This is a genomic window from Pseudacidobacterium ailaaui (assembly GCF_000688455.1).
Lineage (GTDB): Bacteria > Acidobacteriota > Terriglobia > Terriglobales > Acidobacteriaceae > Pseudacidobacterium > Pseudacidobacterium ailaaui.
Window position 1 is genome coordinate 1,395,300 of sequence record NZ_JIAL01000001.1, and the last position, 22,701, is coordinate 1,418,000.

Sequence of the window (22,701 nt, forward strand, 5' to 3'; positions counted from 1 at the left end):
ATCAAAGCTCCACAAAGTTACGGAGAATGCGCAGGCCCGCTTCTCCTGATTTTTCCGGATGGAACTGCACGCCCATCACATTGCCGATTTCTACCGCAGCGGTAAAGGGGCCGCCGTAATCTGTAACCGCTACAGTGCCATTTGTGAGCGGAGCGCGGTAGGAGTGCGTGTAATAGACGAAGGTCCCGGACGAAATGCCGCGCAGCAGGCGGGAGGGCCGGACCTCAAGCGCATTCCAGCCCACGTGCGGTACCTTCAACCCCGCGGAAAAGCGCTCACACTGGCCCTTGCAGAGGCCCAGGCCCAGGGTCTGCGGCGATTCGGTACTGCCCTCAAAGAGCCATTGCAGACCAACGCAGATGCCGAGAAACGGTATCCCTTTGGCAATCTGTGCCTGCATGGCGGCCCTCAGCCCTTGCTTTTCCAGAAACTCCGTGGCGGCAAAGTGGCCCACACCGGGCAGGACGATTTTTTCCGCGCGCAGCACCCCATCCGCATCCTGCGTCACCCGAACATCGGCCCCTGCGGCATGGAGGGCCTTCATCACCGAGGTGAGGTTCCCGGCCTTGTAGTCTACGACAGCAATCACAGCAGCCCCTTTGTGCTGGGTAGCACGGCGCCCATTTGAACGTCCTTCATGCAGGCAAAGCGCAGGGCGCGCGCAAAGGCCTTGAAAAGCGCTTCCACTTTATGATGGTTGGAGCGGCCATACATCGTCTTCAGATGAACATTGGCCCGGGCGCCGCGGGCAAAACCCTCAAAGAAATCGTCCACCAGTTCCGATTGCAGGTCTCCCACCAGGCGTGTCTTCACCTTTGTGTCAATCACAGAGGCGACGCGACCGCTCAGGTCTACCGCGGCGATGCCCAGCGTTTCGTCCATGGTCATCAGGAAATAACCAGCACGCATGATGCCCTTTTTGTCGCCCAGGGCGCGATCAAAGGCCTCACCTAATGCAATGCCCACGTCTTCGACCGTGTGGTGCTGGTCTACGTCGAGGTCGCCTTTGCAGGAGAGATCAAGATCAAATGCCCCGTGGCGTGCAAAAAGCTCAAGCATATGGTCGAAGAAACGAATGCCAGTGCTGATTTTGTAGCGGCCTGCGCCTTCGATGGTAAGACGAAGGGCAATCTGCGTCTCAGCGGTCTTGCGGTGGATTTCTGCGGTGCGTTTCTTTTTGCTCATGCCTTCCATCCGATCTCAGCCAGCGATTCTTCGAGCGCTGCGATGCCTTTGCGTGTATGTTCGAGTACGCCGATGGTAATCCGTACGCAGCCTTCGCAGCCGGGGTCCGTCGAGCGGTCGCGCACCAAAACATCGCGTCGACGCATGGCAGCGACGAATTCCCGGTGCCTGGCGCCTATCTTTGTGAGTACGAAGTTTGCCTGCGAAGGCCAGTAGGGCAGACCCAGTCGGTCCAGGGCCGCAGTAAACAGGGCGCGACCCTCCCGTACCTGGGCCACATACCACTCCAGATAAGCATGGTCTTCCAGCGCGGCAGGCAGGCACGCAAGCGCCAACCCGTTTACGCTGTAAGGCGAAATCATGCGGCGGAGCCATTGCATCTGCTCGTGGCTGGCAATGAGTGCTCCCAGGCGTAGTCCAGCCAGCCCGTAAGCCTTGGAGAATGTGCGTGTTACAACAAGGTTCGGGGCGCGGCCCACCAGGTCCAGCACCGTCTCACCATAGAAATGGTAGTAGGCCTCATCGACCAGGACCATGGCCTGCGGGGCCCGCTCCAGCAGACGGAGAATTGTTCCACGTGGAACACTTTTCCCGGTAGGGCTGTTGGGGTTGGCCAGGGCAATCATCTTCGTTACGGAAGTAATGCGGCGGAAAAGTTCCTCCTCTGGGAAAGCAAAGTCCGCAGCGGCCGGAACAAAGACCATCCTGGCATCGGTGGAGGAACCGTAGACCTCATACATGGAATACGTCGGCACCGGAAGGAGAAACTCATCGCCCGCATCGAGGTAGGTCTGGCAGAGGACATGAATGGCTTCGTCCACACCGTTGGTGAGCAGGACCTGGTCTGGCATCACGCCGAGGTGCGCGGCCACCAGTTTTTCTGCGGGTCCGCGCTCGGGATATTTGGTGAGTTCGGCGCGGGAGATCCTGCCAAGTACTTCCAGCACGCGCGGGGAACAGGCAAGCGTGTTCTCGTTGAAGTCCAGGCGCACGCCTTCGCGCGAGCCCAGCGGCGGGTGATACTCCCTGGTGCGCAGGACGGCGGCGCGCGGCTTGATTCCCTCAGCCACGGGCGCCTCTTGCTCGGATGGCATCTGCATGTCCCTTTAATCCTTCGGCTTCCGCCAGTGTGATGGCCCGGGGCCCCAGGGTGAGCAGGGCCTTGCGGTCATACTTCTGCACGGTGATGATCTTTACAAAATCCTGAACACTCAGGCCGCCGCGCAAGCGCGCCAGGCCACCAGTCGGCAGAGTGTGGTTAGGCCCGGAGATATAGTCTCCCATCGGCTGCGCCGAATGGCGCCCGATAAAGACCGAACCCGCATTCCGGACCCACTCCAGATCGCGCTCCGAATCGACCGTGAGATGTTCCGGAGCGAGACTGTTGGTCAGGGCCCGCGCTTCTGCCACTGATTCGGTTACAAATATGACACCGTTGGCCTGCATGGCCTTTGCCGCGATGGGATTGCTCCGCACGCGCTGTTTGACTTCCGCGCTGACCTGCTTTGCCAGTTCTTTCTTGGTTGTAATCAAAATCGCCAGCGCGTCGGGGTCGTGCTCGGCCTGGGCGATGAGGTCGGTGGCAAACAATACCGGGTCGCCGCCTTCGCTGGTAATGACGATCTCGGTCGGTCCGGCGGGCATGTCTATGGCGCAATCAGAAGAAACGAGCTTCTTTGCCGCAGCAACATAAGCATTGCCGGGGCCAACGATCTTTTCAACGCGGGGAATGCTTTCTGTTCCATAAGCCAGGGCAGCAACAGCCTGGGCCCCGCCGATACGGTAAAACTCCCGGAGGCCAAGGAAGGCCGCTGCGGCCAGTGTTTCCTTGGCCGGCCTTGGAGAAACCACGGCAATGCGCTCGACGCCTGCCACCTGCGCGGGGATGGCGGTCATCAGAAGGGTCGAGGGCAGCGGATAGCGCCCACTGGGGACATAGCAGCCTACCGCGGTCAGAGGACGTATCCTCTGGCCTACGGTGAGACCGCGGACCTGCTCGAAGCTCCACTCTCTGGGTAATTGCTTCTGCGCAAAGCGGCGGATATGGCTTGCGGCCGTCTTCAGGGCCGCGCGGAAGGCAGGCGAGACTTCGTCCCAGGCCTGCTGCAGTTCCTGCTCGGAAATTCGTAACTGTGATTGTTCCGTAATGCCATCCAGGCGGGCCGCATAACGGCGAAGGGCAGCGTCTCCACCTTTGCGGACGGCCGCGAGGATGCGGCGGGCCACCGGAACAGCGTGTTCTTCCACACTGTTCCGGCGTTCCACAAGCTGTTGGACCAGCCTGTCGCGTCCTTTGGTGTACACGATGCGCATTACAGGACCACCTTGTTCAGCGGATATTCCACGATGCCAGTGGCGTTGGCGGCCTTGAGGCGAGGCAGCACATCGCGCACGACGCTCTCTTCCAGAATGGTGTTGACTGCGACCCAGGCGGGGTCGCTGAGCGCCGAGACCGTGGGCGAGGTCAACGCGGGCAACACGGAGAGGACGTTCGCCAGGTCGGTCTTCTGGACGTTCATCATCAGACCGACCTGTCCCTGGGCGGCGATGGCACCACGCAGCATGAGCGCGATATTGTCAATCTTCTCTTTTTTCCAGGGGTCTTCATAGCTCCGCGGATTGGCAATGAGGTGGGTCTCGCTTTCCATCACGGTGTCAATGATGCGGAGGCGGTTGGCGCGCAGTGAGCTTCCGGTCTCAGTGACTTCGACGATGGCATCGGCCAGGGTGGGCGGCTTGACCTCGGTCGCGCCCCAGCTGAATTCGACCTTGACCGGGACGTTTTTCTCGGCAAAGTATTTTCTGGTGACCTCGACCAGCTCCGTGGCAATGATTTTGCCAGCGAGGTCTTCGGCCTTCTGGTAAGGCGAATCATCGGGCACGGCCAGGACCCAGCGCACTTTCTGGCGGCTCTGCTTGGCATAGGTGAGGTTGATGATGCTTTTCACCTCGCGGCCGCTTTCGACGACCCAGTCAATTCCGGTGAGTCCGGCATCGAGCGCGCCGTGGTCCACGTAGCGGGCCATCTCCTGCGCGCGGACGAGGGTGCATTCGATTTCCGGATCATCAATGGCGGGAAAATAGGAGCGCCCGCTCGCATAGATGTTCCAGCCGGCACGTTGGAAAAGGGCAATGGTGGCATCCTGCAGGCTGCCTTTGGGAATTCCGAGCTTGAGTTTGTTTGCCATCAGCGGACCTCCTGGGCAGCATTGACTGCAATGGGCCGAGTGAAGCAGCTTACGGTGCCTTCGTGGCAGACCAGGCCGTCGCCCTCCACTTCCACACGGTAGAGCAAGGTATCGCGGTCGCAGTCTGTAGCGGCCTCGACGACGCGAAGGCGGTTGCCGCTGGTTTCACCTTTCATCCAGAGCTTCTGGCGGGTCCGGCTCCAGAATGTAACGAAGCCGGTTTCGAGGGTCTTCTGAAAGCTGGCTTCATTCTGGAAGCCGACCATCAGAACCTGCCCGGTCTTTGCGTCCTGCACGATTGCGGGGGCCAGACCGTCCATCTTGGCAAAATCAATGCTTGTGTCAGACATCTGCTTTTCCTCTTCTATCTTGCCGGGGGCCTGCGCCTGCGGGCAGATGCAAAAAGCCCGCCTGCGCTGGGCGCGTCGGCGGGCTTTTGGATTCCTTGATTTCCGGCTTTTACTTCAGGCCGTAAGGATTCGCCGACACGCTCGTCACGTGATGATGGTGATGACGATGATGGCGATGAATCCACATCTAGTAAAAAGCTACAGGTGCAGGGGGAAGATGTCAACCTTAGCAGGTGCCTCCGATACGGAAGTGTTCGAGTCCGGCACGGGCCGAGTGGGCCGTGATGGCAGCATTGATGTCGAGGGCAAGGGCCAGAGCAGCCCGGCCGTCCTCGCCAGAAACGGCGGGTGGTCTGCGCGTGCAGACAGATTCAAGAAACGACTCGATTTCCAGGCGCAAAGGCTCGGCCGGGGCGATCGAGGGCTTGCGCACTTGCAGGGCCGGGGCGAGTTCTTCCGGGGACCGGGGCTGCCGGGCAACATCAATCAGCAGCAGGTCCTGACGGGCATAGTCAATGGAAACATACTGGTGCGGCTGAAAGAAACGCAGCTTGCGCACACGCTCGGTACTGACGCGGCTGGCAGTGAAGTTGGCAACACAGCCGGAGGCAAATTCGACGCGAACATTGGCAATGTCTACCCGGGGCGAGAGGACAGGAAGGCCCACAGCATGGATGCTGGCAACCGGAGACTGCGCAAGCGTGAGAACGATGTCGAGATCATGAATCATCAGGTCGAGGACCACATCCACATCAAGCGAGCGCGGACTGAAGACGCTGAGGCGATGGACCTCAAAAAACATGGGACGGTCCAGGAACTGCTGGACGGCCATTACGGCGGGGTTGAAGCGCTCCAGATGACCCACCTGCAGGATGCGTCCGTTTTCCCGGGCCAGGCGGACCAGGTCCTCGGCCTCTTCAAGCGTGGCAGTCACAGGTTTTTCCACCAGTACATCCACGCCCTGGCGTAAAAAAGCAGCCGCAGTCCGGTAATGGTCCACGGTAGGAACACAGACAGAGGCGGCCTGGACTTTTGTCGTCTGGAGACACTCTTCCACGGATGTGTAGACGGGCACCCCCCACTCCTTTTCCAGCGAGGCAGCGCGGTCTGTGGCGGACTCGACAATGGCCGCCAGATGGACAGGAAGGCCGGAATACTCCAGGTCGCGGTAAATGCGCAGATGGTTGCGACCAAAGGCTCCTGCTCCACAAACGACGACGTTCTGGAGAGACGGGGTGACTATCGCGATGCTCCCTTCCCCTCGACCACCTGCAGGCAGCGGGAATAGAGTTCGAGCAATTGGTTTACATGGTCTTCCGGCCTGGGAGCGGAGGCGGCAACAAACCCGGTGGCGGGCGCGGAAGCACGGCCGATCCCTGTGGTGATGGCAACAAATTTCAGCAGATCAAGGGCGATGTCTTCATTGCGGCGCGCCCCGTTGACGGCAACGGATGGCTGGTCCATAAAAATTGAGTCCCTCCGATGCGATGCTATCAAAAAGCGGCGCCCTGTTCTGCGCGTGGAGCGGCAGGCTGGCCGCGTGCTTGCTTCTGCCAGCAATGCAGAGAGGAAGGCGCGGCGTGGAATGCATCGGGTTCACATCTGACCCAGAACGGCGCAGACCCGGCCAATGATGAACTTTGAGGGAAGCTCTTTGGGCCTGAGTTCCAGCAGCTCTACTGAGTGCTCCAGTTTTGCCGGACGCAGGACCAGGTGGCTCCCTTGCAGCGAGACATAGCGGATGAGGACCCCCGCACCCGAGTGCACAGCGTAGATGTTCGGCAGCGGAGGACGCCAAGGCGTCAGCGAAGTGTAATGGCGGTCGAGGACGAGGATGGCGTGCGGGAAGATGACCGGCATCATGGGACGGGCCTGGGAGTACTCGACACGAATGGCGAGAAAGCGGTCCCAGGAGCGGCGATCAGGAGAACGCCGGGAGACCAGGTGGTGCAGGAAACCAGAAGGTAACTGGATGAGTTCCAAAATGGAACTGGAATGGATGCGGGACTGATGAATGGCGGTGGCTTGGGCCACCAGGGGGACCCGGTCAAGGGATGCGGCAGGCTCCCGCACAGGAGTCCGGTGCACAAAATTTTCGATGTGCAGGTCCTGCGCGGCCAGGACCCGGTCGAGTGCGGCGAGACTGAGCTGGCGTTTTCCATGCAGAAAATTAGAGATATGCGCAGGATTGAGGCCTGTCTGCCGCGCAAGCAGCGTCCCGGTAAGCGTGCCGCGCTGAATGCGGCGCAGCAATTCGCGGCGGAGCTGCTCGTGTAGCTGAGAGACATTCATTGTGGAAATTTTTCTTAGAGCTATACATTGTGCGAGGGTGTGTTTGCTCAAAGAAAAGTAATTCTGATGCAGTCCCCTTTCTTTATGGAAACACCTGCGGGGAAGGATGCGTAAAATTCCGGTCCTTGCGGGGGAATGGTTGACCCGTATTTCCGGGGCAGATAGATTCTTTTTCACTTTCGCCCGAACTCAATCTGAAACCTGCCCATGCCCGGGGAGCGCTCCGGAAGGAGTCGTGTTTCTGCGCGCTGGACTGAAGGCGAGCGAAAGTGGATTGGCTGACCCTGATGATCTGCGTTTCTCTCTTTTTCCTGTTCCCGCGCACAGCGGGAAGATTTCTGCAGGGAACAACAGCGCGGCAGAACGCTGTGTTCTTTGCGTTGTTTTCTCTCTGCCTTGCTCTGAAAACCAGTCGCAAGCATTGCAGATACTGGAGACCCACACTATGTACATGGTGCTCAATCTGAAAGTGTGTGAGGGATGCGGCGGCCTCTGGCTGCGCATCCAGGAGTTGAACGAGGTCTATTGCGCGGTTTGCGCAGAAAAGCTGCGGGCATTTCCCAGACGGAAGACCCGGAGCGGGCGTCCCAGACGCCGCCCGCATCCTGCCGCGGCGGTGAAGGGAGGAGCACGATGAGCGCAGCGCTGGCATTGCCTTACGTCTGGGCCGAGACGGCCCGGGAACTCCCGCAGGACAATGGGATCGCCTTTTACAGAAGACGGACGGAGGAGCTTCTGCGGCGGTATGTCGTTGTTTCTCTGCAGACCGGACGGCTGCCTCTGGCGGTCGGCAACTGCGTGGTGCGAGGAAAGTCGTCGCACTACCGGATGCGGAGCTTTGAGGACGCGATTATTTTTCTATTTGACATCGAGAAGTGTCTGAAGCGGCTGGCTCCGATGGAGCAGGAACTGATCGCCCGGATCGCCATGCAGGAATACACGCAGGAAGAAACGGCGGGGCTGATGCGGGCCTCGGTCAGGACGGTGATGCGGAAATATCCGCAGGCGCTTGACAAGCTCTCGCAGATGTTTCTGGACTACGAACTGATGGAGTACTGAAAGATGCTGTCAAGGGCCCTCGGCTGTGGAAAATAACACAACCTACACATAAAACAGGAGATATTTTCTTGCTACGATTGTCAGGTCATTTCAGGCTGAAATGATATTCTGAACTTAAGAGTCAAGAAATCTGAAGGGAAGCAGCGATGACTGCTTCCCTTTTTGTTTTTCAGAACATGGCAAAGACAATCAGGGAAGAGGCGATGCAGGATGGGCCGGCGCTGTCGGATGGAAGCAGGTCCAGAAAAGCAGTAAAAGCGAAACACTTCAGAAAGGCCGCCAAAAACAAGGTGGAAAGCCATTATGAAATCATTCTGGAATCTCTTGCGGAAAAGGCATGTGCGGGCAGCATTCAACATGCAAGGATGTTGTTTGACCTGGGCGGAGTGAAAGATGAACTCGACGAAGCCAGCAAGGAACGGCGGCTGGGGCCGAGCCTGGGACGGCTCCTGCTGAAAGAAGCGGCTGCGTTCCGGAAGAGAAGAGAAGCTGAAAGAGCAGCGCGGGAGGCGGCCGCAGCTCTCGCCGCAGAGAGCGGTGGTGGACCGGGGCAAAAGCAGGAAGCGGCCCGCAGCATTGAACCCGTCACTGCATTGAACCGTCCAAATCCATCAAAAGATGTTCCTTAGACAGGTGCGCGTGATGCGAAAAAGCTTTGCTGAAACATGGATGAGATTGATGGCGCTGGCGGCGGCAGCCAGTGTCATGCTGCCGGGTCGAATCCAGGCACAAGTAAGTACAACCACGGTCCAGGGAGTGGTCTACCGCGCTGACGGAAGCCCGGCGACCGGGACGCTGATTGTAAGCTGGCCGGCATTTTCAACGGCGAACAATCAGGCCGTGGCAGCGGGCAGCGAGACGGTCCCCATTGGCCAGGACGGATTTGTGAGCGTAAACCTGGCCGCCAATGCAGGGGCTTCTCCCGCAGGGACCTACTATACGGCCATCTATCATCTGAATGACGGCACGGTGAACAAAGAGTACTGGGTGGTCCCGCAGGCGGCGAGTGCCTCGATTGCCTCTGTACGCGCGCAACTGGTACCGGCATCGGTGGCGGTGCAGAACGCGACCAAGCAGTATGTAGACGCCTCGATTGCTTCGCTTAGTGGGAACTATCTGCAACTGAGCGGGGGCAGTATGGTCGGCCCCCTGACCCTGGCCGGCGCCCCGGCAGCAGCCAATCAGGCCGCCACCAAGCAGTATGTAGACCAGGCGGTGCAAACGGCAGTGCCCTTGTCGGGCGGAAACATGACGGGAACACTGCGGACGCCAAATGCTGTTTCCAAATTACCGCGGGTGGATGTGCGGCACCCGGACTTTGCCGGGGGTGCAGACCCGACGGGGACCAACGATTCGACCGCAGCGTTTCAGGCGGCCATCAGTTTTGCCTTGTCCAACCCGATTGGCGCCAGTGGGGCCATACCGTGCATTTATGTCCCGGCAGGGCTGTATAAAATCAGCAACACGCTCAGGGTGCCATCCAACATTTGCATCAAGGGAGATGCAAGCGCGGAAAGCACGCTCCAACTGGTCTCTGCCAATACCAATCTGTTTACGGTCTACCAGGGGAGCTGTGCGGTGAATGCCACCTGTAATGGGCAGATCAGTGACCTGCAATTGTACGGCAATGGACATCTGAGCACCGGCACGCTGCTTGAAGTCGATGCCGCGGTACAGTTTCACATTGCCAATATCACCATGGCCAATCATGGCGGACGCGGCCTTCAGCTGAACAACAACAGTGAGCGTTTCCGGTCAGACAATCTGACCATTTCTTCTGTCCGCTGGCCCATCATTTTGTCCGGCGACATTAACGAAAGCTACTTTGTCAACACACAAATTATCAATCCGGGCGCAACCTTTGAACGCTATGGAGAAGAGTTCTATTGCTATGGCATCAACTGCCCCGGCAATAGCTACCCGACTGCGAACACGAGCAATCCGGCGCAGATAAGCCCCGATCCTCATGGGGCCATCACGGTGACCAAGGCCACAAATTACAGCTTCTATGGCGGCTCGATCAAACCGTTGAAGTATATGAGCGGCTTCCGGGTAAGCGGTTATGGGTCCATCAGGAATTTTTACCTGGAGGGCTTTCCTTATAACAATGAGCCAAGGCTGAATGCGGGCATTTATCTGGGCGGCGGGGTGATGGAAAAGACCACGCTGACCACGGCCTTGTCGTCCTCAGGGAACACGGCCTCCGTCCAGGACACCTCATGGATGCCCCAGTACTTTGAGAATGCGGCAGACATTGGCACAGGAGGTTCGCTTGGCGGCTCGGTGGTGTACTATGCGCTGCTGCCGCAGGACTATTCCTACGGCAGCACACAGCCATCGCAATATGCCGCAGGCGTGCAGCAGGGGCAGTTTGAAATTGTCCAGGTTGGGGGCTTCACAAAAGACGGGACCGTCCACATCTTGGCCAGGAACACCGCTGGTTCGACCGTGAGTGCGCCTGTGAATTGGCCTGCCGGTTCGATTCTGGAGGAGCTGCCGATTGGTTCTCATGGGAGTATCCATATCGAGGACACGCACGTGAACGCCATTCAGCCGCCGGGAAGCGGATACACAGACCATTGTGACCAGACAGGGACTTCTACCTGTGCGGAGATTGTTCTCGGCCCGGTGCCTGACGGGCTGATGGTGGGACGCGAGGGCGAACTCAATGCAATCGATGGATACGTGGGGGCGCTTGTTGACTTCAAGAACCTTGATATGTACGGCGGCAGCTATGCGCACCAGGCAGAGATCGCCGTCCATCGAGACCCTCAGGTGAACTTTGATGGTGCAAATTATGCACCGACCATTGAAAACGGAGAGGTGTTCGGGAGCAGCGGGGCCAGACTCAATCTTGGGGGAATCACAAACGGATATCTGACGGTACCGCTTTACGCCAATGGAAAGACCGCCCATCCTTACGTGAATGTTCCTGGAGCGGGAATCGCGTGGGACCCGGTAGCAGGACTGTTTCGTAAAAACGAGCAGCAAAGCAACCAAGGAACGCAAAATGGCGGCTGGATGGTGGGAACAAAGTTTGCCAGCAATTTTTGCTGGTTCGACACACCGCCGGCCGGGAGCAGCCAGTCGCTGAACCGGGTCTGTTTCCGCGGCTCCCCGAACAATGCGAATGGCGGGTATGAATACGATATCTGGAACGGGTCACAGTGGGTGAACGCCTTCACCGTTACGGGACAAAGCAATTCGACCGCGAATGTGGCCGTCACAGGCACGCTGGCGGCGGCGTCCCTCAATGGCGAGTTTACTGTGGATGGGAGCACGTATCCGACGCTCAATGCAGCATGGACGGCGGCGGTAAATGCGGCAAACTCTACCGGCCGCAACCAGACCGTGCGTCTGGGGCCGGGGACGTTTGCTGTGACATCGACGCTGGCAGAACCGTCCAATGGCACATGTGTGGACCTGATCGGATCTGGCGGGGCGAGTAGCGCTGCGGACAGCACAGTGAGCGCGACGACGCTGAATGTGACTTCCAACCTGAACGGAGACGTGATCTTTCTGGGCAATGCGGCACAGGCGCAGGGATGTGTTTTTAAGGACTTCACGGTCCTAGCCAATACCAACGCTACACATGGGCTGGAGTTGCAGTGGTTTCGCGGACTGCTGGTAGAAAACGTGGCAGTGAATGATACGACGGCCGAGGGCATCCTGCTGGGAGAAAGCTCGACGGCGAGTGGACACCAGGCTGGGTTCCTGATGCGGAACATCATGGTGAGCTACAGCGCTTCAGTGTTTACGCCGGCCAGCCGCCCTGCGTACGGGGTGCATTTGCAGAAGACGGCGATGGATGGGCATCTGGACACGGTACTGGTGCGGAATGCGCAGGTGGCAAGCATCTTTAACGAGGGCACGGGAAATACTGGATATATGGTCCACGGCTTCGGTTATCCCTACACCTGCACGACTGCGCCATGCAGCAATACGGCATCGAGCGCGTCGGCCAGCAATGCCTCGTATGCAACAAATTATGTGATTTACGACACGGGCGGGGCAGGCAGCGTGTGGACGGACACCTATGCTGACAGTCCGGCCATCGCGGCGTTTTACGTGGGCGCGAACGGGACGAACATCCACGGCGGGCACATCCAGTGGCCGGACACGACAAGCTTCCCCGCAGCGAACCTGGCGTATGTAGCAAATACGGTTACAAATGGGCTGGAGATCGCCGACATTGGATGTCTGGGGATGTCTTCGACCGCGAACTGGATCACCTATGCTGCCAGCTCGGGTGTGCCTCCGGCATTTGCCAGTGTGCACCATCTGACCGGGTGCGGCAATTATGCGCAGGCGCTGGAGCCGGAGACGACGACGGGATTCACTGGAGGGGGCGCGTCGAACAATGCTCCGGGAAATGGGGCCGTGGCCACGGTGTGGGCCGCCCCGAAGGCCGGGACATCCAACTACGAAGCCTATTCGGCACAGCTCTATAACGGATACCAGACCGATGTCTTTGAGGCGCATGTGGCCGGGCAGAACCCCTTCTTCAACGTGACCTATCAGGGGACCATCCGATCACAGGGTGGAATTGCTCTGTCAACCATCATCAATACAGCGTCTAGCTTGACGTTGACGGCGACCAATAAAAACGTGATTGCGAATGCAGCGGGCGGACCGCAGACGATTACGCTGCCGAGCTGCTACACGCAGTGGCCAGACAAGGCGCAGCCGACGGGCGAGGAGTTCACAATCGTCAAGTCTGACAGCAGCTCCAATGCTGTAACGCTGACGACGACCAGTTCCCAAACGATTAACTATTTGGGAGTGACGAGCACCTCACTGGCCATTACTTCGCCTGGAAAACGGACGCTGCTCTGCGGGCCGGACTATAACTGGTATGCCTATTAGCTGCCTGGGCCTGAGATCTCCGAAACCCGCACCTGTGCTTGATTCTGGACGCCCGGCTTTTTGCTCCCTTGCATGCGGACCGGCGGAAGCAAGGGCCGAGGGCAGCAGCAGCGAAGGGGCGTTCCTTTGTCTGGATTCTTCAACGATGGAATGGGTAGTTGTTTTTTATGGGAACTGCATGGAAAGGGGAGGACCATGATGAGGTGCTGCATCTGGGCGAGGTCTTCGAGGAGAGCCTCCCGCTGCTGTCGAATGCGCCGACGCCGCATTTTCTGTCAGAGGCGGTGCTGCGCATCCGCAACCGGGAGGGGAAACTGGTCCCGCTGCATCCGAACCCGGCGCAACTGGAGTTTGCGCGGCGTTGCGGGAGAGAAAACATCGTCCTGAAGTCGCGGCAGATGGGGATCAGCACCTGGGTGGCGGCCCGGTTTTTTCTAAAGACCATTACCCAGCCCGGCACGCTGACATTGCAGGTGGCGCACACGCAGGAAGCGGCAGAAGGGATCTTCCGCATTGTGCATCGGTTTCTCGAAAACCTTCCGCTCCGTATGCGGGTGGGGCCGTTGCGCACCTCACATGCCAGCGCGCGCCAGATTGTGTTCCCTGAAATTGACAGCGAGTATCGCGTGGAGACGGCAGGAGATGCGAATGCCGGCCGGGGGCTGACCATCCAGAACCTGCACTGCTCTGAGGTGGCGCGCTGGCCCGGCGATGCGTCCGAGATCCTGCAGGGGCTGCGGGCGGCGCTGCCTTCCACCGGCGAGCTGGTACTTGAGTCTACGCCAAACGGGGCCGAAGGGTGTTTCTGGGAGGAATGGAACAAAGCAGAAGAAACGGGAATGGTGCGGCACTTCTTTCCGTGGTGGTGGGAGCCGGCCTATCGCGCAGAGGCGGTGCCGGTGGAATCGTTGACGGAAGAAGAGCGCGAGCTGATGGAGCGGCACGGACTGGACTGTTCGCAGATCGGCTTCCGGCGCAGGATCCAGGCCGGGCTCCGCGGACTGGCAAAACAGGAGTATCCGGAAGATGCGCTGGAGTGCTTTCTGACCAGCGGGGAATGCTTCTTTGATGTGAAGGCCATTGATGCTCGGGCCAAAGAGGTCCCAGAGCCCATAGAAACGCGCCTGGGAGGGAGGCTACAGATATGGTTTCCTCCGGTACGGAGCAAAAGATACCTGGTCGCGGTGGACACGGCTGGCGGCGGCAGCGACGGCGATTACGCCGCCGCGCAGGTAATTGAACTGTCCTATGGACTGCAATGCGCAGAGTTGCAGGCCAGGCTGCCTCCGCTGGAGCTGGCGCAGCAGGTAACCGAGCTGGCGCGGGAATACAACAACGCGCTGGTGGTAGTCGAGCGGAACAACCACGGCTCGGGCGTACTTGCCTATCTGCACAGCGTGTGCCGGTATGGACGCATCTTTCAGCACAAGGGACAGGACGGGTGGCTGACCTCGCCCACAGAGCGTCCTTTTATGCTGAACCGGCTGGGTGCGGCCCTGGTTGAGACCCCGGAGATTTTTTCCAGCCGGAGATTGCTGCAGGAGTGCCGCAGTTTTGTGCGGCTGCCCAATGGCAAGGCCGGGGCAAAGAGCGGAGCGCATGATGATTGCGTGATGGCAATGGCTGTGGGTCTGGCGGCGCGCGAATTTGTGCACCTGGAATAAAAGTCTCCGGACGGTTCAGGAAAGAAAGGAGATGCCGGCAAAGACAGGTCCTTCAGGCGGCCGCGGGACGGCATGTGGACTTCTGTGCCAGACAACAAGCAGTACGCGCGTGCAGTTGGGCAAGCCGGAAGAACGACCTGTTGTTACAATCCGAAAGAAATGGAGGAGGATTGCCGGTCGTCGCAATACAGGCTGTGCGAAAGATGCGGGGCGGGGCGCAGAGCCATCTGATGCTCGGCGCGGACGGGCATCCCTATGTGGTGAAGTTTCAGAACAATCCGCAACATGTGCGGGTGTTGGCCAACGAGCTGCTGGGGACCAGGCTCGCAGCACTGGCAGGACTGAGTGTTCCGCCCTGCGACGTGATTGAAGTGAGCGAGTGGCTGATCCAAAACTCGGCGGACCTGGTCGTGGATTTTGGCCAGAGGCGGGAGCCTTGCCGCGCCGGACTGCAATTCGGGTCCCGACTGGTGGGCGGGCTGATGCCGGGACAGGTGATGGATTATCTGCCTGAGCCGCAGCTCACTGAGGTGAAGAACCTGCGCGAGTTTGCCGGAATGCTGGTGATCGACAAGTGGACGTGCAATGCCAATGGCCGGCAGGCCGTGTTCCTGAGGCGGCCGCGCGAGAAGCAGTACACGGCCACCTTTATTGACCAGGGATATTGCTTCAATGCGGGGGAGTGGAAATTCGCCGATGCTCCGCTACGCGGAGTGTATGCGCGAAACCTGGTCTACCGCGATGTTGTGAACTGGGAGAGCTTTGAGCCCTGGCTGACGCGGGTGGAGGAGATGGACCCGCAGCGGGTGTGGGCAGTGGCTGAGACGGTACCGCCTGAATGGTATGGCAGCGATGTGACAGAAATCGAGCGATTGATGGAACAATTGCTGGCAAGAAGAAAGCGCGTGCGGGAGTTGATTACACAATTTCGGGAATCCTCGCGAGGGCCTTTTCCAAACTGGATGAAGACACAGAAATTTGTGATGGATGGGCAGTTCACGGGGCCGAGTTGGGCCGATGAGGTCCGTGGTCCGGTCATGTGACGGCGGACAGCGAATCAGTTAAAAAGCTCTTTGCAGAATGGTGAAACGCAATCTCGATGAAGGAACGGTTGCAATGCGATTTCCTGCTGGTGCGGTATGTACCGGACCCGGTAAGGAATGAGTTTGTGAACATCGGCGTGCTGCTGCGTGAGGCGGGCCGCGCCGATGGCGCGTTGCTGCGTTTTACAAAGGACTGGGCACGGGTGCGCTGTGTGGACCCGGATGCGGACATCGAAATGCTGGAGGGGCTCGAAAGTGAGCTGCGGGAGAGGATCGGAGGGGAGCTGGCCCCGGGAAAACCGCTGATGCAGGTGCTGGAAGATTCGCTGTCGAATGCGATCCAGATCACACACCCGAAGGCGTACCTGGCCGAGTCCATGCAGGCGGGAATCGAAGATCTGATGCGCATTTATGTCGAGCCGCGCAAGCGGGAAGCGGCTGCGCGCAGGAGCGGCCGACAGGCGATCCATGCGCAGATGCGCTCGCAGTTTGAGCGTGCCGGCGTCTGGGACCTGATGCGCAAGCGCATTGCCGTCTCAGCCTATACCAGACCGGGAGATCCGCTGCGCATTGACTGCGGATACCGACCGAATGGCATCATCCGTATGTTTCACGCGGTCTCTCTGGAAGGAGACCCTGATTTGCCCAAGGTGCTGGCCTTCAGCGTCCCGACCATTCGCGAAGGGGTGGCGCGCGTAGAAAAAGCAGGGCTGGAGCTCACAGCGGTCGTCGAGCCGATTGCCGAGGTGAGCCATGATCGCAACGACCCGGAACGGGTGGAGCAATATCGCTTCGCCATCGAGACGATGGAAGCGCAGCAAATCCGCGTATTGACCGTGGGTGATCTTCCACGGATTGCCGAGACGGCGCGGCGTGAGCTGAGAGTGTAAACCGCGGGTCAACGATTGCTCGTCAGCGGTTTGGATTGAGTAAGAAACGAAATTTTGTGGTGGCAAAGGCATGGCTTTCGGGTCATGCCTTTTTCTTTGACCAAAAAGATCCCGGAGGTGAAGGCGTTGGGCATTACCGATTCGATTCAGAAGTTGTGGCGGCCAAAAGCTGCCGGAAGTACGGCGGAAACAGGCGGCACGGCCAGGCGCAGGACGCTGGCGCTGCCCTCCATCCTGACGCCCTACCGCGCGCCATCGCAGTCACTGCCGAAGCCGACGCCGGTGAATCTGCGGCGCTTTGCGGAAACACCGCTGGTACGCCGGGCCATCAATCTGCTCAAGGACCGCATTGCCAGCATGGACTGGCAGGTGAGGCTGAAGCGGGGATTCGCTTTGGCGGATGTTCCGGACGCGCAGCAGCGCATGCAGGTCCTGCGCCTGGTGCTGGAGGAACCAAATCCTGCGGACTCCTTCCGTACGCTGATGGAGCAGGTGCTCGAAGATGCGTTGGTGGGTGGTTTTGGCGCCATCGAGATGGAGCTGACCGGCGATCCGCAAAGGCCGGTCGAGATGTGGGCCGTCGATGGCGCCACAATCCAGATGGACCCCCATTGGGACGGAAATCCCGGGTCCGTGCGGTATGCGCAGACGACGGGGCTCCCGGGGGATGCGGGCCGCATTCCGCTGCGCGATGACCAGTTGCTCTATTTGCGGATGAACCCGCGATCGCACACACCCTTTGGACTGGGGCCGCTGGAGGTGGCCTTCGAGACAGTGAATTCGTTTCTGGCCGCACACCGTTTTGCCGGGAACCTGGCCAGCAACTCTGTGGTCCAGTATGCACTGTGGCTGAACGAGACGACGCCCGCCGAGCACGAACGCCTGATCCGCTGGTGGCAAGACGAGATTGAGGGCACCGGACGTGTTCCGCTGCTGAGCACAGAGCAGAAGCCCGAGGTGCTGCGCTTTGCCAATGGCACCGACGCCGACCTGCGGCTTGCCTGGCAGGAATTTTTGATTCGCATGGTGGCCAATGCCTTCGGGCTTCCGCCCATGCTGCTGGGGCTGGAACGCGAGGTCAACCGCACCACTGCTGCCGAGCAGGCCGACGAGGCCTTTCGCAGCGCAGTCGTGCCGCTGGCCAAGCTGCTGGCAGAGCAGCTGACGCGCGACCTGTTTGCAAAAAAGCTGGGTTGGCGTGAATTCGAGTTTGTCTTTAATGAGCTGGATGCCCCGGATGAAGTTGCAGAGATGCAGATCCAGACGGGGCTTCTAAAAGCCGGGGTCCTGACGGTAAACGAGGTTCGCGCCATGCGGGGGCTGGCCCCGTTGCCAGAGTAAGGAAGCGCAAGCCGGCAGAGGAGCGGGCCTTTTGGTCCCTGTCAGCGCAGGAAGAGCAAATCGAGAAGGCAAAGGAGGTGGAGCAAAATCTCTGTTCGCAAACAACTGAAGCAGTGCAAATACGAGTGATGGAGAGGGGATGAGACTGGAAGCAATGGCAATTGCCATGCCGGAGGTCGGCGAGCATCCAAACCGCGTCAGTTTTGAAGGGGTGCTGACGCTGGTGGATGAAGTCAGTACGCGGCCTCCCTCAGGCACACAGGGGCGGCGCGTGGTGCTCACCAAAAAAGCTGCAGAAGAGGCGCTGCCCTCGCTGCTGGGGATGGCGGTGGATTTTGCGCCGAAATGGGACCGGCACGATACGCGGGCCAAATGCGGAATCATCACGGAAGCAAACGTTGTGGGCAAAGAGCTGCGGGTGCGCGGCTACCTTTTTGGCCGCGATTTTCCTGACGTTGTGCAGCAGATTGCGGGCGCGGCCGCAGGCACGATGGGCATGTCCTATGAGCTGGCCGATGCACACGTCGCGGACCTGCGCGCCGAGATCTGGACGCTGACCAAGGCCACCTTTACCGGGGCGGCGATCCTGCTGCGCGAAAAGGCAGCCTATCAGAACACGTCTTTCCGGCTGGCCGACCGGCACCGGAGCAACAGCCGCCTGGCGCCGAGGGTGGCCGCAGAAACTTCATATTTTTATCAAAACGAAAGGGAGCGTAATGGAAACAGAAACTATGCTTGCTTCTCTGGGCGAAAGCATTGAGCGCCTGAATGCCGCAGCAGCGGCGCTGGAACGGACGGCCGCATGGATGGAGGAGACAGGCGCGGTGGGAAAGATTACGGCTGCGGTGGAGGGCCGTGAACAGGAGCTTCTGCGCAAACTGGAGGCCGCCGAGCAGCAGATTGCGGAATTACGCGCGCAGGCGCACCGCGCATCGCCTGCGCGGCAGACGGTCCCGGCATCCACCATGCAGTTGCTGGCCAAGCAGGGCCTCTCGACTGTGGATTCCATCCAGGCCGAGACGCTTGATGCTGCACTGACCGGGCTGAGCCTGGAGCAACGCATCGCCGTCAAGGCGCAGTTGATGCGCGCCGGTCTGCTGGCGCGCTAGGACAGCTCGGCGCTTGGCGTAAGCGGGCCTGCGAGTTGAAAGGCACACCCAAAACATGCCTGTTTCAGGCGGAAAGAAACTGAGGAATGAAAGCGAATTTCTACGATATCCACTCTGCTGCAGACTTTATCGGGCCTGGCGCCATCGAGGTCCCGTTTTATCAGACGGAGATCACCGACATTGTGCGCCGGCGCGGCATCTTCGGCCAGCGCATCAAGCAGGTCCCGGCCACGGGCCATCCTTCGCGCTTCTTTGAGGAAACGGGCATTCCTTCACCCGGGACCGCCGGTTTCGTAGACCCGCGCAACATTGTTGCCCCGGTTGTAAGCCCAACCCGCGTGGAACGCAGCGTGCCGCTCAAGGCGATTGTTGCGCAGCTCAATTACAACCTGTTTGATATTGAGCTGGGCACCCAGCAGAAGCAGTTCGCCTATCTGCAGGCCAAAGACCTGGTGGACACTGTGGAAGGTGTTCTGCACACGCATGACATTGCGCTGTGGAACGGCAATGATACCTCTCTCAGCAGTCCGACCACCACGCAGTACTTTGGCGCGGCCGCGCAGATTGCCGCAGGCGGCAACACGGTGACCATTGGTACCTCGCAGAGCATCGTGGATGGACTCAAGTCCACGGTGGCGCAGATGGTGTCAAACAGCAACTTCGCCGTGCGGCCCACGGCCATCTATGCCAATCCGGTGCTGCTCGACCTGATTGATCGCGAGATGAAGTCCGAGTTCAACGTGGTGCTGAACACGCGCGAAGTGGCTGGCTTCACCGTCAAGACCCTCTCGACCCAGGCCGGCGACCTGCCCCTGATTCCCGACTGGGCGCTGAGCTACACCGGCACGCCCGGATCCGGATCGGCCGTGCTTCCGGCATACATCGTGACCGAAGACATGATCGAGTACCACTGGCTGAGCGATCCAAACCCGCGCATCTTCCAACTGGGAGTGCCCGGTTCGCTGGCTTCGCAATATGTTGTGGTGAAGTTTGGCGGCGTGGTGGTAAAGGGCGCAAACTATGCGCACTATCAGGTGCTGGTAGACCGCTAGTCCACTGCGCCTCAGGCTGGCCTTCCGCGTTGAGGGCCAGCCTTGCTTCTTTTGGGCCGACCACTCCGATGAAAACGAGGACGACATGGGCTATCTGCAACCAACCGAATACACCAGCTACGGGCTTGCTGCCGACACCACCGATGACTGGATCACCCTGGCCTCGGCACTGATGGAAAACCATTGCCGCCGCGCAAGCTTGAATCCCACACAGTACACAGAGCGGCTGCGGCTAACCGCCGGCTCACAGACCGTGCGTCTCACCTATCTGCCGCTGGTGCCCATCGCACCGGCTACGTCTCCGTTTCTCAGTATTCAGGCGCGCTATGCACGCCCGCGACGCGGGCAATTGATCTGGCCCATGCAGGAGGAGATTGCCTGGGCCTTTGCTCTGCCCGGTAGCTGGACGCAGGTGGACCCTTCCACCGTGGACTTTGTCCCGGACACCGGCGAGATGGTCTTTCCCATGAATGTCTTTGGGCTTCCCTTCAATGAAGTGCAGGTGACCTACACCGCCGGACTGGCCACGATTCCCGATGCCGTCAAATCGGCCTGCGCGCTGATTGTGAAAAATGCGCAGTCCACTCCGGGGCTGAACATCAAGCGCAGCCGCTTAGACACTCTGCAGATGGACTATTTCTCCAGCTCATTAATTGACAGCACGGTAGAGGAACTGCTGCAGCCGTGGGTCGCCAACAGGTTAGGGTGAGCCATGAGCGATCTCAGTGTCCGGAACCCGAACTTCTCCCCGCTGCTGATGGCAGACTCGCTTCTGCGGGCTGCAGGCGGCATGAGCGTCTCTCTGCTTGTGGCCCCGGCCACTGGCGACAGCACTGATCCGGGACAGCTTGGCGTGGACCCGCCCAACTTTCAGCAGCTGGCCCTTTCTCCGGCCATCTTCCGGCAGGTGCGGGCGGCGATGAGTGAAGGACAGCTTCCGAAATATGAGCTGCTGGTCTCCGCCTCTGCCATACAGCAACAAGTGGGCGCGCTCCAGCTTACATCAGCCGATGCGTTGTTTGATTCTTCTGCGGGTGTGCTGGTCAACGGTGCGCCATACCTGATTGAATCGCGTTCTGTTTCCGAGGCGCTGGGAGAGGTGTATCTGTACCGGCTGCTGCTGCGGGAATCCCATGCGCTGAAACAGGCAGCAGATTAAAACCAGAAGCTGGCCCATCATCAGGACGATCCATCCATGGAAAATGCAAAAGACACTTTTTACATCACGCTCCGCAACCGTCTGGCAGCGCTGAATCCGCAGCGCGTCATTATGCTGCGCGGCGTGCAGCGTCCGGGAATTCTGCTGGAAGAGGCCGAGGCCCCCGCTGCGCAACCGCCCGGTGACGTCTTTGTGCTGCGCTGGACCTCCCTGAGCACAGATACGCAGCTGCCCGCCACGCTCGCGCAACTGACCTGCGAGGTCCACTACACAACCGGAGGCACCCAGACCAACAGCGGCCTCGACCGCGGACGTGCAATGGCGCAGATGGACGCAGAGCTGCTTTCCATCCTGCAACCTGCTTCAGCGCAGAAGATGGACTACGCGCAAGGCCCGGCAGCGCAGATGGAAACGCTGGTTTTCTGGAGCGCACCGGAGTTTTCTCCGCTCATCACTTCGCGGGAGCGGTTAACACGCGTGGCAAAGGTGAACGTCTTCGCATTCCAGGAGCCGGGTGAGCTATGAGTTCATCTACTGTTACAAATTTCATGGCGCTGCCTGTGGTCACGCGGCGTGTGCGCGCATATTTCGCCCCTGTAAACCGTGCTGTGCAAGTGCCCTCCATCTTTGACCCGGCGCAGAATGCGCAGTTTGCCCTCGACTCTCCCCCTGCGCCCTGGATAGACCTGGGCTGGATAGAAAACTTCGCGCGCAAGTCTACCAGCGCCATTGCAGCTCTGAACGGCGGTGTCCCCGCAACTACGCAATCTCAGGTACGGGAGAGTACAGGCGCTTTGGTGTCATTCCGCTTCAAGACCTGGAACAAGCTCACCATGGCGCTGGCCTGCGGCTCACAGCACATGAACCTGTTGCAACCGGCAAGCGGCAGCGCTGCGAATGGCTCCGGGTCCAAGGCCGTTCCTGCCGTCACCGTACAGTCCGGCTCAACTGCAACCTTCCTCGCGCTGAACGCAGCCGATACAGCGAACTTCAGTGCAGGGTCTCTCGTGGCCGTAGACCTGGACTACAGCGGGCAGACCGGGTTTGTCGGCAGTGGAGTTTCAGCGGCCTACATACGCAGCGCCGCGGCCGTCAACAACGATCCAGATTCCATCCGCCGCGTGACCTTCAACGTCGCGCGTGTTGCCCAGGTCACGTCCACAGGATTGACTCTGGCGCAGCCGCTGATTGCGGGCGTTCCAACTGCGGGAATGAAAGCGCAGCCCTTTCTTGGCTTTGTGGACCGCGAGGGCGGCAGCTTCTTTCAGGAGTGGTCCGCACTGTTCGTGATGCCCGGCGAGCAGGGCGAGCGCATTTTCTTTCACTATCCGCGCTTGCAGGCCATGCAGGGAGCACAGGAGGTCTGTGACAACCTTGCTCCGCCCCTCGGTCGGATGGCCCTGGATGCGGCCTTTCGTGCCCTGCCGGTCACGGACGCAAACGATGGCGAGCAGGTCGTCTGCTTCCGCAGCTTTCTGCCCGCGCCCATGACGCTTGTGTAAG

The 22,701-nt window shown here is 59.7% G+C and carries 24 protein-coding genes; 15 read left to right on the top strand and 9 right to left on the bottom strand.

Features of this window, described 5'->3' with window-relative positions; genetic code table 11:
- Position 1: 1 nt before the first annotated feature.
- The 9 genes from hisH to N655_RS0106210 all read right to left on the bottom strand — a co-directional run bounded on the left by hisH (position 2) and on the right by N655_RS0106210 (position 7,015).
- Complete coding sequence (gene hisH / locus N655_RS0106170; RefSeq protein ID WP_026442280.1) at positions 2-589, bottom strand: imidazole glycerol phosphate synthase subunit HisH; 588 nt, start codon at positions 587-589, stop codon at positions 2-4.
- The gene (hisB, locus tag N655_RS0106175) at positions 586-1,185 is read right to left on the bottom strand and encodes an imidazoleglycerol-phosphate dehydratase HisB (protein ID WP_026442281.1); all 600 of its coding nucleotides are present in this window, start codon (positions 1,183-1,185) and stop codon (positions 586-588) included. Before hisB ends, hisH begins: the two co-directional genes overlap by 4 nt.
- A complete protein-coding gene (gene hisC / locus N655_RS0106180; RefSeq protein WP_044935381.1) occupies positions 1,182-2,279 on the bottom strand; it encodes a histidinol-phosphate transaminase in 1,098 nt (365 codons plus the stop codon). The genes hisB and hisC overlap by 4 nt, the downstream gene beginning before the upstream one ends.
- Positions 2,248-3,498 (bottom strand): histidinol dehydrogenase, encoded by a 1,251-nt coding sequence (gene hisD, locus N655_RS0106185; RefSeq protein WP_026442283.1) that lies wholly within the window; start codon positions 3,496-3,498, stop codon positions 2,248-2,250. The genes hisC and hisD overlap by 32 nt, the downstream gene beginning before the upstream one ends.
- On the bottom strand, positions 3,498-4,373 hold the full coding sequence (gene hisG, locus N655_RS0106190; protein ID WP_026442284.1) for an ATP phosphoribosyltransferase: 876 nt from the start codon (positions 4,371-4,373) through the stop codon (positions 3,498-3,500). Before hisG ends, hisD begins: the two co-directional genes overlap by 1 nt.
- Entirely contained in the window at positions 4,373-4,723 is a 351-nt protein-coding gene (hisI, locus tag N655_RS0106195; protein ID WP_026442285.1) for a phosphoribosyl-AMP cyclohydrolase, read from the bottom strand. The genes hisG and hisI overlap by 1 nt, the downstream gene beginning before the upstream one ends.
- Positions 4,724-4,949: 226 nt before the next feature.
- Entirely contained in the window at positions 4,950-5,972 is a 1,023-nt protein-coding gene (locus N655_RS0106200) for a Gfo/Idh/MocA family oxidoreductase (RefSeq protein ID WP_432757652.1), read from the bottom strand.
- Positions 5,963-6,187: a hypothetical protein gene (locus N655_RS0106205; protein WP_026442287.1), complete on the bottom strand. Its 225-nt coding sequence runs from the start codon at positions 6,185-6,187 to the stop codon at positions 5,963-5,965. Before N655_RS0106205 ends, N655_RS0106200 begins: the two co-directional genes overlap by 10 nt.
- 132 nt (positions 6,188-6,319) lie before the next feature.
- Positions 6,320-7,015, bottom strand: coding sequence for a helix-turn-helix domain-containing protein (locus N655_RS0106210; protein ID WP_026442288.1), 696 nt, complete (start codon positions 7,013-7,015; stop codon positions 6,320-6,322).
- A gap of 235 nt (positions 7,016-7,250) precedes the next feature.
- On the opposite strand from N655_RS0106210, the gene N655_RS0106215 reads away from it, so the two are divergent.
- The 15 genes from N655_RS0106215 to N655_RS0106290 all read left to right on the top strand — a co-directional run bounded on the left by N655_RS0106215 (position 7,251) and on the right by N655_RS0106290 (position 22,700).
- Complete coding sequence (locus tag N655_RS0106215; RefSeq protein ID WP_026442289.1) at positions 7,251-7,652, top strand: hypothetical protein; 402 nt, start codon at positions 7,251-7,253, stop codon at positions 7,650-7,652.
- Positions 7,649-8,074, top strand: coding sequence for an RNA polymerase sigma factor (locus tag N655_RS0106220; RefSeq protein WP_026442290.1), 426 nt, complete (start codon positions 7,649-7,651; stop codon positions 8,072-8,074). Before N655_RS0106215 ends, N655_RS0106220 begins: the two co-directional genes overlap by 4 nt.
- A gap of 176 nt (positions 8,075-8,250) precedes the next feature.
- Positions 8,251-8,703, top strand: coding sequence for a hypothetical protein (locus tag N655_RS0106225; protein WP_155987525.1), 453 nt, complete (start codon positions 8,251-8,253; stop codon positions 8,701-8,703).
- A complete protein-coding gene (locus N655_RS0106230) occupies positions 8,693-12,940 on the top strand; it encodes a glycosyl hydrolase family 28-related protein (protein WP_081823602.1) in 4,248 nt (1,415 codons plus the stop codon). The genes N655_RS0106225 and N655_RS0106230 overlap by 11 nt, the downstream gene beginning before the upstream one ends.
- A gap of 167 nt (positions 12,941-13,107) precedes the next feature.
- Positions 13,108-14,604 carry a terminase large subunit gene (locus N655_RS17640; protein ID WP_044934093.1) on the top strand — a complete coding sequence of 499 codons (1,497 nt, stop codon included), beginning with the start codon at positions 13,108-13,110 and terminating at the stop codon, positions 14,602-14,604.
- Between the two features lie 170 nt (positions 14,605-14,774).
- The gene (locus N655_RS17645; RefSeq protein WP_238324534.1) at positions 14,775-15,647 is read left to right on the top strand and encodes a HipA domain-containing protein; all 873 of its coding nucleotides are present in this window, start codon (positions 14,775-14,777) and stop codon (positions 15,645-15,647) included.
- Positions 15,648-15,703: 56 nt separating this feature from the next.
- On the top strand, positions 15,704-16,537 hold the full coding sequence (locus N655_RS0106250; protein ID WP_026442293.1) for a DUF3037 domain-containing protein: 834 nt from the start codon (positions 15,704-15,706) through the stop codon (positions 16,535-16,537).
- Positions 16,538-16,621: 84 nt separating this feature from the next.
- On the top strand, positions 16,622-17,878 hold the full coding sequence (locus tag N655_RS17650; protein ID WP_081823603.1) for a phage portal protein: 1,257 nt from the start codon (positions 16,622-16,624) through the stop codon (positions 17,876-17,878).
- A 139-nt stretch (positions 17,879-18,017) separates the two neighbouring features.
- A complete protein-coding gene (locus N655_RS17655; RefSeq protein WP_202900323.1) occupies positions 18,018-18,638 on the top strand; it encodes a hypothetical protein in 621 nt (206 codons plus the stop codon).
- Positions 18,610-18,987 (top strand): hypothetical protein, encoded by a 378-nt coding sequence (locus N655_RS0106265; RefSeq protein ID WP_238324536.1) that lies wholly within the window; start codon positions 18,610-18,612, stop codon positions 18,985-18,987. The genes N655_RS17655 and N655_RS0106265 overlap by 29 nt, the downstream gene beginning before the upstream one ends.
- An 86-nt stretch (positions 18,988-19,073) precedes the next feature.
- Complete coding sequence (locus N655_RS0106270) at positions 19,074-20,039, top strand: hypothetical protein (protein WP_026442295.1); 966 nt, start codon at positions 19,074-19,076, stop codon at positions 20,037-20,039.
- A gap of 85 nt (positions 20,040-20,124) precedes the next feature.
- A complete protein-coding gene (locus tag N655_RS0106275; RefSeq protein WP_026442296.1) occupies positions 20,125-20,748 on the top strand; it encodes a hypothetical protein in 624 nt (207 codons plus the stop codon).
- A gap of 3 nt (positions 20,749-20,751) precedes the next feature.
- Complete coding sequence (locus N655_RS0106280) at positions 20,752-21,198, top strand: hypothetical protein (protein ID WP_026442297.1); 447 nt, start codon at positions 20,752-20,754, stop codon at positions 21,196-21,198.
- A 36-nt stretch (positions 21,199-21,234) separates the two neighbouring features.
- Positions 21,235-21,723 carry a hypothetical protein gene (locus N655_RS0106285; RefSeq protein ID WP_026442298.1) on the top strand — a complete coding sequence of 163 codons (489 nt, stop codon included), beginning with the start codon at positions 21,235-21,237 and terminating at the stop codon, positions 21,721-21,723.
- Positions 21,720-22,700 carry a hypothetical protein gene (locus N655_RS0106290; protein WP_026442299.1) on the top strand — a complete coding sequence of 327 codons (981 nt, stop codon included), beginning with the start codon at positions 21,720-21,722 and terminating at the stop codon, positions 22,698-22,700. The genes N655_RS0106285 and N655_RS0106290 overlap by 4 nt, the downstream gene beginning before the upstream one ends.
- Position 22,701: the final 1 nt, after the last annotated feature.